Source organism: Streptomyces sp. C36 (assembly GCF_040932295.1).
GTDB lineage: Bacteria > Actinomycetota > Actinomycetes > Streptomycetales > Streptomycetaceae > Streptomyces > Streptomyces triculaminicus.
Map to the genome: position 1 here is coordinate 911,247 of NZ_JBFQGI010000002.1, position 12,125 is coordinate 923,371.

Sequence of the window (12,125 nt, forward strand, 5' to 3'; positions counted from 1 at the left end):
GACCGGGCCCGGTCAGCGGGGGGAGACGAAACCGCACTCGTAGGCGGCGATGACCGCCTGGGTGCGGTCGCGCACCCCCAGCTTGGCCAGCACCGCCGCCACGTGCGACTTGACCGTCGCCGCGCCCACGTGCATCCGTTCGGCGATCTCGGCGTTCGACAGGCCGGCCGTCATCAGCTCGAGCACCTCGCTCTCGCGCCCCGACAGCCGCTCGCGCAGCCTGCGCGCCGCGTCGTCCGCCCGCCGGGCGGTGTGGGCGGCGGCCAGGGCCCGTACCGCCGAGGGGAAGAGCAGCGAGTCGCTGCGGGCCACCACCCGTACGGCCTGGACCAGTTCGTCGGCGCCCGCCCGCTTGAGGAGGAAGCCGGAGGCGCCGGCGCGCAGGGCGTCGTAGACGTAGCTGTCGTTCTCGAAGGTGGTGACGACGATGACGCGCGGCGGCGCGTCCATGGTGGCCAGGATGCGCTCGGTGGCCCGGATGCCGTCGACCTCGGGCATCCGCACGTCCATCAGCACGATGTCGGGGCGCGTCTCGCGCACCAGCGACACGGCCTCCGCGCCGGTGGTGGCCTCGCCGACGACCTCCAGCCCCGGCTCGGCGCCCAGGATGGCCCGCAGGGCGGTGCGGACCAGGTGCTCGTCGTCGGCGAGCACGATGCGTATCGGCGTCACCGGGCGTCCCCCCGCAGGGGCAGGCGCACCGACAGCCGCCATACGCCGTCGCGCTCGCCCGAGGCGGCGCTGCCGCGCAGCAGCCGGGCGCGCTCGGCGATGCCGGTCAGTCCGCGGCCGCCGCCCGGGCGGCGGGGGGCGGCGGCGGGCCGCACGGGGTTCTCCAAGGTGACCTCCAGGTCCTCGTCGTCCAGGGTGATCCGCAGGCGTACGGGCACCCGGCCCGCGTGCCGCAGGGCGTTGCTGAGGCCTTCCTGCACGATCCGGTACGCCTCGCGGGAGACGACCGGCGGTATCTTCTCCAGGTCCCGGGGCGCGGCGCAGTCGACCTCGCCGCCCGCGGCGCGGGTGCGCCTGAGGAGGCCGTCCAGGCCGGCGAGGGTGGGGGCGGGCGCGGAGGAGGCGGGGCCGTCCTCGCGCAGCAGGCCGAGGACGGTGTCGAGTTCGCCGACCGCCTCGCGCGTGGTCTCCTCGATGGCGGCCAGGGCCTGCCGGGCGAACTCCGGGTCGCTGTCCAGGACCCTGCGCGCGGCGCTCGCCTGCAGGGACACCGCGCTGAGCGCGTGCCCGACGGAGTCGTGCAGCTCCCGGGCCAGTCGATTGCGCAGGGCCAGCCGCATGGCGTGCCGTTCGGCCTCGGCGAGGCGGTCGGCCGGCGTCGGCCCCAGCAGGACGGGGGCGCAGCGCGCCAGCAGGCTGCCGGCGGCCCAGGAGGTGGCGACGACCAGCGCCAGCAGCCCCAGCCCGGCCGCAGGGGCCAGCGCCAGCCCGGGGCCCCGGAAGAACGCGACCCAGCCGGTGTCGTGGGCCCGGCCGTGATCGCCCAGCAGGGGAAGGACGAGCAGGTACAGCGCGGCGGGCGGGGTGGCCAGCGACATCCCGCTGACGATCCCGCCGGTCAGCAGGTGCAGCACGTACCAGGCCGCCGTGCGCACCCGCGCCGCCCACGACCGGCTGGGCCGGGGGTCCAGCTCCTCCTTCGGCACCCCGCACAGCGCCCGCACGGCGCCGCCCATCAGCGGCCGTGCGAGCGGGTAGAGCCCCGTGACGGCGGCGGGCGGGAGGGCCAGCGCGAAGGTGGCGAACTGCCAGCCTATGGAGGGGCTCATGAAGATGCTGGTGCCGGGCACGAACAGCGCCAGCACGGTGTTCGCCAGCAGGTAGAAGGGCATCAGCAGCGCGCCGCCGAGCAGTTGGTGCACCCATCGCAGCCGGGCCCGGCTGCCCAGCGTCGCGCGCGCCAGGCGGCGCGGGGCGGCCGTCACGGAGTACGGGCCGCGGCGGTCGCGCGCCGGGCGGCGGTCGCGCGGGCGGGCAGTCCGATGATCACCTGGACAGGGTAGGTGACGGCCCTGGACGTCAGGGGCCCGCACCGGGCGGGGTGCGGCGGGTGGGATGGTCGTCCCGGTTCCCATGGAGCCCTGAAGGCATGAACTGAGGGGAAACAACCGTCTTCGGCATGATCTGCTGTGAATGTTGCGTCAAGTTGCTCATAAGTCCAGAATTCCGCACCGGCCGTCCCGGCACGTCGGCCTGAACGGCAGACCGTCTCGGCCGCCGGTCGGAGATTCTCCTCGTGCCCACGCCCCATGCGGCGCGCCGGGTTGCCCTGCCCCGGTCCCATCCCAGGATCGTCCTCAGGAAGGGTGACCGGGGCCCGTCCGGGGCGGCCGCGGGCTCGTACAGTGCGTGCATGGCCTCCATGAACGAGAGCGCGGCGGTGCGTGACCTGCGGGAGCCGCCGGTGCTGCACATCAAGGGACGGATACTGACCGGCGCGGACCCCCTCGACGGGGTGCGCGACGAGCTGTGGGTGGTGGGCGGGCGGATCACCTTCGACCGGCCGGCCGGGGCGCGCGACGTCACCACCGTCGAGGGCTGGGTGCTGCCCGGCCTGGTGGACGCGCACTGCCACGTCGGCCTCGACGCGCACGGCGCCGTCGACGAGGCGACCGCCGAGAAGCAGGCATTGACGGAACGTCACGCCGGGGCGCTGCTGCTGCGCGACGCGGGCTCGCCCTCCGACACCCACTGGATCGACGACCGCGAGGACCTGCCCCGCATCATCCGCGCCGGCCGGCACATCGCCCGCACCCGCCGCTACATCCGCAACTACGCGCACGAGATCGAGCCCGAGGACCTGGTGGCGTACGTGGCGCGCGAGGCGCGGCGGGGCGACGGCTGGGTCAAGCTGGTGGGCGACTGGATCGACCGCGAGACCGGCGACCTGGGGGCCTGCTGGCCGCGCGGCGAGGTCGAGGCCGCCATCGCCGAGGCGCACCGGCTGGGTGCCCGTGTCACCGCCCACTGCTTCGCCGAGGAGACCCTCGCGCCGCTGGTGGAGGCGGGCATCGACTGCATCGAGCACGCCACCGGGCTGACCGAGGAGACGATCCCGCTCTTCGCCGAGCGCGGCGTGGCCATCGTGCCGACGCTGGTCAACATCGCCACCTTCCCCCGCCTCGCGGCCGGTGGCGAGGGCAAGTTCCCCCGCTGGGCGGACCACATGCGCCGGCTCCACGAGCGGCGCTACGCGACCGTGGGCGCCGCCTACGACGCCGGCATCCCCGTCTACGTCGGCACGGACGCGGGCGGTTCGCTGCCCCACGGCCTGGTCGCCCAGGAGGTCGCCGAGCTGGTCACGGCGGGCATACCGCCGGCGGCCGCGCTGTCGGCCGCGACCTGGGGCGCACGCGCGTGGCTGGGCCGGCCCGGGATCGAGGAGGGCGCACCCGCGGACCTCGTGGTGTACGAGGCCGACCCGCGCGCCGACGTACGCGTCCTGGGCGCCCCGCGCCGGGTGGTGCTGAGGGGGCGCGTGGTGAGCTGAACCGGGCGCGAGCGGCAGTCGTCGCCGGCCGTCCGGACTTCGCGGACCCGACCCGGCGGCCGCCGGGCCTCAGACGACGGTGGTCAGCGCCTCCTCCAGGGCGGCGGCGAAGCGATCCGTGGTCGCGCGGTCCCGTACCGCCAGCCGCAGATAGTCCGGCCCCAGGCCCGGGAACGTGTCGCCCCGGCGCACCGCGAAGCCCAGGCCGCGCAGCCGTGTCCGCACGGCCGCGGCCCGGGGCAGCCGGATCAGCACGAACGGCCCGGCCGCCGGCCCGTACACGGTCACCTCGGCGAACTCCGAGAGGCGCAGCTGCAGATGGGCCCGGTCGGCGGCGATCCGGTCCGCGGCCGCCGCCGCCTCCGCCAGGGCCGGGGCCGCGCTGCAGGCCTCCGCCGCCGCCAGCGCCGGCGAGGACACCGGCCACAGCGGCTGGGCCCGCTCGAGCCGGGCGATCTTGCCGGGCGAGGCCAGCACGTACCCGACGCGCAGCCCCGCCAGCCCCCAGGTCTTGGTGAGGCTGCGCAGCACGATCAGCCCCGGCAGGTCCGTACGGGCGGCGAGGGACTCCCGCTCCCCGGGCACGGCGTCCATGAACGCCTCGTCCACGACCAGGATCCGCCCCGGCCGGGCGAGGCGCGCCAGCGCGCGGGCGGGGTGCAGCACCGAGGTCGGGTTGGTGGGGTTGCCCACGATCACCAGGTCCGCGTCCCCGGGCACCGCCCGAGGATCGAAGCGGAACCCGTCCGCCGCGTCGAGCACCACGCGCTCCACCGTGTGCCCGGCGTCCCGCAGCGCCGCCTCCGGCTCGGTGAACTGCGGATGCACCACCACCGGCCGCCGCACCGGCAGCGCCCGGGCCAGCAGCACGAACGCCTCGGCCGCACCCGCCGTCAGCAACACCCGTTCCTCCGGCAGCCCGTGGCGCGCGGCCACCGCCCGCCGGGCCGCCCGGCCGTCCGGGTACGCGGCGAGCGAGCCGAGCGAGCCGGCTATGCGCTCGCGCAGCCACAGCGGGGGCGTACCGGCCCGCACATTGACCGCGAGGTCCGTCAGTTCCGCGCCCATGCCGCGTACTTCGGCGTCTCCGTGGTGCCGCAGGTCGGGCTCGGTCGATTCGTGCATGCGATAGACGGTACTGAGGGCGCGTGCGCGGCGTTCACGCGGGGCGGCGCGCGACGGCCGCCGTGACGTGCGCGGACTTCCGTTTCGGCACGGCGAGGACCGCCCCCGGGCCGGCCGCCACCAGCGCGGCCGCCTCGGCGACACCGGGCGTGCCCAGGGCCCTGCGGGCCACCTCGGAAGGGTGCGGGACCGGCTGCGCGGCGAGGACCGCCGCGGCGTAGGCGGTCAGGGGCACGCCCAGGCGCGCGGCCGCCTCCAGCAGCCCCGGCTCGGCGGCCCGCGCCTCCACGGTGGCCAGGACGGCGACCGTGCCGCCGCCGGCCTCCGCCAGGGCGCCCCCGACCAGGGCGAGCACCTCGTCGGCGGCCACGTCACGACACGCGCCGACGCCGACGCAGAGCGCGGCACTCACCGCGCGCCCGCCGCCGCGGCCACGAACCGCGCCGCCGTGCCGGGGGCTCCCGCCCAGTGGACGTGCAGGTACGAGGCGTGCACGCCGCCCTGGGCGAAGCCCTCCACCCGGCGCGCGGGATGGGTGATCCCCCAGGCCGGGGCGGCCCCGGCGGCCGGGTCGGTCACCGTGCGGTGGAACTCGTGCCCGCGGACGCGGGTGCCGGCGGCGGCGAGCGGGTTGTCGGCGATCGCCACCGCCTCCCGGTAGCCGAGGGTGAGGCGCTCCGACATGCGGGCGTCCGCCGGGAGGACGCCGCACATCGGCTTTCCGTCGAGGGTGCGGGAGAGATAGAGCAGGCCGGCGCATTCGGCGGCGATCGGTGCGCCGCCGGCCGCCAGGGCGGCCACGGCTTCGCGCAGGGGCTCGTTGGCGGAGAGCTCCGGGGCGTACATCTCGGGGAAGCCGCCGCCGATGACGAGGGCGGCCGTGCGTTCCGGCAGGGCCTCGTCGCGGAGGGGATCGAAGGTGACGACTTCCGCGCCGGCCGCGCGCAGCAGCTCGGTGTGCTCGGCGTACGAGAAGGTGAACGCGGCGCCGCCGGCCACGGCGATCACGGGGGCGCCGTTCGGGTGCGCGCCGGTGGTCGCTTCGTGCCCACCCGTTCCGCCTTGCGGAACGCCTGCCCACGAACCGGGCTCCCATGGCTCGGCTTCCAGTGGCGGTGCCGAGTGCGCCAGGGCCAGGAGCCTCTCCAGGTCGCAGCCTTCCCGCACGCGCGCGGCGAACTCCGCCACGGCGTCGACCGCCTCGGCCCGCCGCTCGGCGACCGGTACGAGCCCCAGGTGCCGGGACGGCGTGTGCACCGGAGCCGCCCGCCGCACCGCGCCCAGGACCTCGACCCCCGACTCGTCCAGGGCCTCCCGCAGCAGTGCCTCGTGACGGTCCGAGCCGACCTTGTTGAGGATCACCCCCGCCACCCGGACCTCCGGATCCCAGGAGGCGAAGCCGTGGACCAGCGCCGCCACCGACCGCGACTGCGACGACGCGTCGACGACCAGGACGACCGGCGCCCGCAGCAGCTTCGCCACGTGCGCCGTCGACGCCAGCTCGCCCTGCCCGGCCGCCCCGTCGTACAGGCCCATGACGCCCTCGACGACGGCCAGGTCGCAGCCCGCCGCCCCGTGCAGGAACAGCGGGGCGATCCGCTCCGGGCCGCACAGGAAGGAGTCCAGGTTGCGGCCCGGGCGGCCCGTCGCCAGGGAGTGGTACCCCGGGTCGATGTAGTCCGGCCCGACCTTGTGCGGGGACACCGCGAGCCCCGCGTCCGCGAACGCCCGCATCAGGCCCGTGGCCACGGTGGTCTTGCCGCTGCCGGACGCCGGCGCGGCGATCACCAGCCGGGGGATGCGCGTACTCACCACTCGATGCCCCGCTGGCCCTTCTGGCCGGCGTCCATCGGGTGCTTGACCTTGGTCATGTCCGTCACCAGGTCGGCGAACTCCACCAGCTTCTCCGGGGCGTTGCGGCCGGTGATGACGACGTGCTGGGTGCCCGGCCGGTCGCGCAGCACCTCGATCACCTCGTCGGTGTCGATCCAGCCCCAGTGCATCGGATAGGCGAACTCGTCCAGCACGTAGAGCTTGTACTTCTCCGCCGCCAGGTCCCGCTTGACCTGCTCCCAGCCCTCGCGGGCCTTCTCCTCGTTGGACAGCTCACTGTCGCGCTGGATCCACGACCAGCCCTCGCCCATCTTGTGCCAGTCGACCGCCCCGCCCTCGCCGGAGGCGCCCAGCACGCGCAGCGCGTTCTCCTCGCCGACCTTCCACTTCGCCGACTTCACGAACTGGAACACCCCGATCGGCCAGCCCTGGTTCCACGCCCGCAGCGCCAGGCCGAAGGCCGCCGTCGACTTGCCCTTGCCGGTGCCGGTGTGGACGAAGACCAGCGGCCTGTTGCGCCGCTGACGCGTGGTGAGCCCGTCCTCCGGTACGACGGTCGGCTGTCCCTTGGGCATTACGCGGCCCTCCTCGAGTTCGTGTTCCGTACGGTACGCACCCCGCGTACGAGAGTGGCGACGCTGTCCGCGCGCAGTTCCTCGAGCGTCACGACCGGCCCGCCCAGCGCCCGGCCCAGCTCGCCCGCGAGCCCGAGCCGCACCGGCCCCGCCTCGCAGTCCACGACGACCGACGCCGTGCCCTCGCCGGCCAGCAGCCCCGCCGCCCGCGCGGCCCGCGCCAGCGGCTCGGGACCACCGGTGGCCCGGCCGTCCGTCACCACCACCAGCAGCGGCCGGCGCGACGGGTCGCGCATCCGCTCCACCCGCAGCACCTCACGCGCCTGCAGCAGCCCCGCGGCCAGCGGCGTACGACCGCCGGTCGGCAGCTTCTCCAGCCGCGCCGCACCCGCCTCCACCGACGACGTCGGCGGCAGCGCCACCTCCGCGCCGGAGCCCCGGAAGGTGATCATGCCGATCTTGTCCCGGCGCTGGTACGCGTCCATCAGCAGCGACAGCACCGCGCCCTTGACGGCGCTCATCCGCTTGCGCGCCGCCATGGAACCGGAGGCGTCGACCACGAACAGCACCAGATTGCCCTCGCGGCCCTCGCGCACCGCCTCGCGCAGGTCGTCACGGCGCACCACCAGGCCCGGCCCGCTGCGCCCGCGCGCCCGCTGGTGCGGGGCGGCGGCCTGCACGGTCGCCGCGAGGTGCAGCCTGCCCAGCGCCCCGCCCCGGGGGCGGCGCGCCCCCGTGGTGCGCCCATGCGCGGTCAGGGCGCGCGACCGGCGCCCGTCGGCGCCCTCGCCCAGCCCGGGCACGTCGAACCTGCGAGCCCGGAAGGGGTCGGCCGCGGCCACGGCGGCGGCCTCGGGGGCCTCGCCTCCGGTGCCGGGCGCGGCTTCCGGAGCGCTCGAGCCCTCCTGGGGCGCGGGCGAGCCGGAGTCCTGCCGCTGCCCCGGCACGTCGGGAGCGGTGTCCGCCCGCTCCGGCCCGTCCTGCGGCCGTCCGCCGTCGGGACCGCGGTCGCCCGGGCCGCCGCCGTCGGGACCGTCGTCGTCCGGGCCCTCGGGCTCCGGGTCCGGCTCGGGCTCCGGCTCGTCGTCCTCGAATCCGTCGAGGATCTCGTCCAGCCGGTCCTCGTCCAGGCCGGGGGCATCGAAGGGGTTGCGCCGCCGCCGGTGCGGCAGCGACAGCAGCGCCGCCTGCCGGACGTCCGCCGTCGTCACGTCCGTACGCCCCGCCCACGCGGCCAGCGCGGTCGCGGTGCGCGCGGTCACGATGTCCGCGCGCATGCCGTCCACCTCGAAGCCGGCGCACACCGCCGCGATCCGGCGCAGCGCGCCGTCACCGAGCCGTACGTCCGGCAGCAGCGCCCGCGCGGCGGCGATGCGCTCGCGCAGCGCGTCCTCCTCGGCGGCCCACTTGGCGGCGAACGCCGCCGGGTCCTCGTCGTAGGCGAGGCGGCGGCGGACGACCTCCACGCGCTCGTCGGTCTCCCGCGAGGCCGCGACCTCCACGGTCAGCCCGAAGCGGTCCAGCAGCTGCGGACGCAGCTCGCCCTCCTCGGGGTTCATGGTGCCGACGAGGAGGAAGCGGGACGCGTGACGGACGGAGACGCCTTCGCGTTCCACGTAGGCGGCTCCGGTCGCCGCCGCGTCGAGGAGGGCGTCGACCAGGTGGTCGCCCAAGAGATTGACCTCGTCGACGTACAGCACGCCCCGGTGCGCGTCGGCCAGCAGGCCCGGCTCGAACGCCTTGACGCCCTCGGCCAGCGCCCGCTCGATGTCGAGCGCGCCGACGAGCCGGTCCTCCGAGGCCCCGACGGGCAGTTCGACCATACGGGCGGGCCGGGTGGCGCTCGACCCACCCTCGTGCGGGCCGTCGGGACACGAGGGGTCCGGGGCGGCGGGGTCGCAGGAGAAGCGGCAGGCGGTGATGGTGTCGACCACCGGCAGCAGCGTGGACAGGGCCCGGACGGTCGTCGTCTTCGCGGTGCCCTTCTCACCCCGTACGAGCACTCCGCCGATGGACGGCGCGATGGCGTTGAGCAGCAGGCCCAGTCGCATGTCGTCCATGCCGACGATCGCGGTGAACGGGTAGGTGGCCGGGGCCATCAGGTGTTACCCCCTTCGAGGGATTCGGTCCGAATGGGCGCGGTGGTGGCCGCTGGGCCTGCCAGGCTGTCGCTCTGCTCCGCGGGTGCGGAGGTGAGCCGGGTACTGCCAAGTCGACGGCCGTCCGCAGCGTAGGGGCTCCGCGCAGGTGGAGATGGCGCCCCCGGCGGTATGAACGGGTAACCGCGCGGCACCCCGTCCTCGATCAGCCGCAGCAGCGCATCCGTGTCCGCGTGCTCCTCGATCAGGTCGCCCAGCCGGTCCAGCTGTTCCTCGCGCAGCGCCGCGAACGACGTGTCCGGCGCCGGGACGAACGCCCGTCCGGCCGCCTGTGCGACCCGGCGCAGGAACGCCCGGCGGAAGCCGTCGCTCTCCAGAGAGCCGTGCCAGTGGGTGCCCCAGACGGCGCCGACCCGGCAGCCGTCGAGGAACGGCTCGTCGCCGCCGTGGACGTCCGCGACGCCGTGGTGGATCTCGTAGCCCTCCACTCGTTCGCCCAGGGCGGTGCCCACCGGCCTCGCCAGGGTCTTCTCCGCCGCGAAGCGCACGCGTACGGGCAGCAGGCCGAGGCCCTCGACCACACCGGCGCGGGACTCCACCTCGTCCTCGATCCGCTCGCCCAGCAGCTGGAAGCCGCCGCAGACGCCCAGCACCGGGCGGCCTTCCGCCGCGCGCCGGGCGAGCGCGTCGGCGAGGCCGCGTTCGCGCAGCCACGCCAGCGCGCGGACCGTGCCGCGCGTACCCGGTACGACCACGAGGTCGGCGTCGGCGAGTTCCTCGGGCCGGTCCACGAAGCGCACCACGACGCCCGGTTCGGCCGCGAGGGCGTCCACGTCCGTGAAGTTGGACATCAGCGGTACCGCGCACACCGCCACCCGCAGCACGTCGGCGCCGTGCGGCGGGGCCACCACCGATTCGCGGACGGCGCCGCGCAGCGAGACCCTCAGGCCGTCCTCCTCGTCGATGCCCAGGCCGTGGGTGAAAGGCAGCACGCCGAACGTCCGCCGGCCCGTCAGGTCGCGCAGCATGTCCAGGCCGGGCTCCAGCAGGCTCACGTCGCCCCGGAACTTGTTGACGATGTAGCCCGCTATCAGTTCCTGGTCCTCGGGCGAGAGGAGCGCCGTGGTGCCGAAGAAGGAGGCGAAGACGCCGCCCCGGTCGATGTCGCCGACGACGACCACGGGCAGCCGGCCGGCCCGCGCGATGCCCATGTTGACGATGTCGCTGCGCCGCAGGTTGATCTCCGCCGGGCTGCCGGCGCCCTCGCAGATGACCGCGTCGTGCGTACGCCGCAGCTCCTCCAGGCACTCCGTCACCGTGCCGAACAACTGCTCCTGGCGGCCCGCGTGATAGCCGCGCGCGCTGAGCTCGCCCACCGGCTTGCCCATCAGGACGACCTGGCTGCTGCGGTCGCCGCCGGGCTTGAGCAGCACCGGGTTCATGAGCGCGCTGGGCTCGACGCGCGCGGCCGCGGCCTGCATGGCCTGCGCGCGCCCTATCTCCGCGCCCTCGCGCGTGACGTACGAGTTGAGCGACATGTTCTGCGCCTTGAACGGCGCGACGTTGACGCCCTTGCGGACCAGCCAGCGGCAGATCCCGGCGGTCACCACGCTCTTGCCCGCGTCGGAGGTCGTGCCGGCCACCAGCAGGCCCCCGCCCCTCCCAGCTGTCACCGACAACGCTTCCTCCTCGTCACGGTCGCGACGACCGTCCTAGTCAGCAGGGCCGTTCCCAGGGCCAGGACCGACACCCGGCGCGAGAGCCGCACCGCGCGTTCGACGTCCGCGACCTCGACCGGCCGGTTCTCCGCGCCCAGGACGGGGCGGTGCTCGACGCGGCCCGCGTAGGCGAGGGTGCCGCCGAGGCGTACCCCGAGCGCCCCGGCGAAGGCGGCCTCGACGGGGCCGGCGTTGGGGCTGGGGTGGCGGGAGGCGTCGCGGCGGGCGACGCGCAGGGCGCCGCGCGGGTCGGGGCCCGCGAGGACGGCGAGGGCGGCGGTGAGCCGGGCGCCGGGCCAGCCGGCGACGTCGTCGAGGCGGGCGGAGGCCCAGCCGAACCGGCGGTAGCGCGGGGACCTGTGGCCGACCATGGCGTCGAGGGTGTTCACGGCGCGGAAGCCCACCAGCCCGGGCACGCCGCCGAGCGCTCCCCACACCAGGGCGCCCACGACGGCGTCGGAGGTGTTCTCGGCGACGGACTCCACGACCGCGCGCGCGATCTGCTGCTCGTCCAGGGCCTGCGGATCGCGGCCGCACAGGTGGGGCAGCCGCTTCCGGGCGGCCGCCAGGTCGCCGGCGGCGAGCGCCCCGCCGACGGCGCGCGCCTCGCGGCCCAGCGATGTGCCGCCCAGGACGGCCCAGGTGGCGGCGGCGGTCAGGGCGACGCGCGCCGTGGGGGAGGGGCGTGCGGTACGGGCCAGCAGCCCGGCGCCGGCCACGGCGCCGCCCGCGCACAGCAGGGTGTGCAGGGCGCCCGTGCCGCGATGGTCGCGCCACAGGCGCTGTTCGACGGCGTGCGCGGCGCGCCCGAAGGCGGCCACGGGATGGCCGCGGCGGGGGTCGCCGAGGAGGAGGTCACCGGCGAAGCCGAGGGCCGCACCGCACGCGAAACCGAGGTGATCGGCGCGCATCGGTCAGGCCGCCGTCGCGCCTCGGCGGAAGGGGGGCTCACTGTCGGACGGTATGCGGCGGCCGGGCATGGCGATGTGTCCTCACTCAGGGTCCGCGCCCTGGCTCGACGTGACCGGCGACCAGAGTCTCCTGGCTCCCGGATCGACGTCGCTCCGGCCTTCCAGCCCGCGGGGCGGGCCGTGGCCCTCGGTGGAGGACGCTCCCCGGTGACAGTGGCGGGACCGCGCCGGATTCACACCGGCTTCCTCTGCTGTCGCCGTTTGGCTCCGGAAGTGCACCACGGCCCGGGAAGGGCAGTCAACTCACAGCTGACCTGCGGCCTTCCCGGGCCGTGGGAGGGATATGCGGAGGTGCTCCGGGC

10 protein-coding genes and 1 riboswitch are annotated in these 12,125 nt (G+C 75.9%); of the genes, 1 reads left to right on the top strand and 9 read right to left on the bottom strand.

The window, feature by feature from the left end:
* Positions 1-12 precede the first annotated feature (12 nt).
* Together AB4K12_RS09735 and AB4K12_RS09740 are read right to left on the bottom strand one after the other, a co-directional pair.
* Positions 13-714: a response regulator gene (locus AB4K12_RS09735; RefSeq protein ID WP_368433772.1), complete on the bottom strand. Its 702-nt coding sequence runs from the start codon at positions 712-714 to the stop codon at positions 13-15.
* Positions 669-1,937: a sensor histidine kinase gene (locus tag AB4K12_RS09740; protein ID WP_368433773.1), complete on the bottom strand. Its 1,269-nt coding sequence runs from the start codon at positions 1,935-1,937 to the stop codon at positions 669-671. Before AB4K12_RS09740 ends, AB4K12_RS09735 begins: the two co-directional genes overlap by 46 nt.
* Before the next feature lie 428 nt (positions 1,938-2,365).
* Between AB4K12_RS09740 and AB4K12_RS09745 the strand changes: the two genes are divergently transcribed.
* Positions 2,366-3,502, top strand: a complete 1,137-nt coding sequence (locus tag AB4K12_RS09745; protein WP_368433774.1) for an amidohydrolase family protein — start codon at positions 2,366-2,368, stop codon at positions 3,500-3,502.
* Positions 3,503-3,571: 69 nt separating this feature from the next.
* Here the strand turns inward: AB4K12_RS09745 and cobC are convergent, their stop codons facing one another.
* Genes cobC through AB4K12_RS09780 form a run of 7 tightly spaced genes read right to left on the bottom strand, consistent with a single transcriptional unit; the run spans position 3,572 to position 11,763 of the window.
* Positions 3,572-4,627 (bottom strand): Rv2231c family pyridoxal phosphate-dependent protein CobC, encoded by a 1,056-nt coding sequence (gene cobC / locus AB4K12_RS09750; RefSeq protein ID WP_368433775.1) that lies wholly within the window; start codon positions 4,625-4,627, stop codon positions 3,572-3,574.
* Positions 4,628-4,661: 34 nt separating this feature from the next.
* On the bottom strand, positions 4,662-5,039 hold the full coding sequence (locus AB4K12_RS09755; protein ID WP_368433776.1) for a cobalamin biosynthesis protein: 378 nt from the start codon (positions 5,037-5,039) through the stop codon (positions 4,662-4,664).
* Positions 5,036-6,439, bottom strand: coding sequence for a cobyrinate a,c-diamide synthase (locus AB4K12_RS09760; RefSeq protein ID WP_368433777.1), 1,404 nt, complete (start codon positions 6,437-6,439; stop codon positions 5,036-5,038). The genes AB4K12_RS09755 and AB4K12_RS09760 overlap by 4 nt, the downstream gene beginning before the upstream one ends.
* The gene (cobO, locus tag AB4K12_RS09765; RefSeq protein ID WP_368433778.1) at positions 6,436-7,035 is read right to left on the bottom strand and encodes a cob(I)yrinic acid a,c-diamide adenosyltransferase; all 600 of its coding nucleotides are present in this window, start codon (positions 7,033-7,035) and stop codon (positions 6,436-6,438) included. The genes AB4K12_RS09760 and cobO overlap by 4 nt, the downstream gene beginning before the upstream one ends.
* A complete protein-coding gene (locus tag AB4K12_RS09770) occupies positions 7,035-9,134 on the bottom strand; it encodes a putative cobaltochelatase (protein ID WP_368433779.1) in 2,100 nt (699 codons plus the stop codon). The genes cobO and AB4K12_RS09770 overlap by 1 nt, the downstream gene beginning before the upstream one ends.
* Positions 9,134-10,807, bottom strand: coding sequence for a cobyric acid synthase (locus AB4K12_RS09775; protein ID WP_368433780.1), 1,674 nt, complete (start codon positions 10,805-10,807; stop codon positions 9,134-9,136). Before AB4K12_RS09775 ends, AB4K12_RS09770 begins: the two co-directional genes overlap by 1 nt.
* Entirely contained in the window at positions 10,804-11,763 is a 960-nt protein-coding gene (locus AB4K12_RS09780) for a cobalamin biosynthesis protein (protein WP_368433781.1), read from the bottom strand. The genes AB4K12_RS09775 and AB4K12_RS09780 overlap by 4 nt, the downstream gene beginning before the upstream one ends.
* 123 nt (positions 11,764-11,886) lie before the next feature.
* Positions 11,887-12,013: riboswitch (cobalamin riboswitch) on the bottom strand.
* Positions 12,014-12,125: the final 112 nt, after the last annotated feature.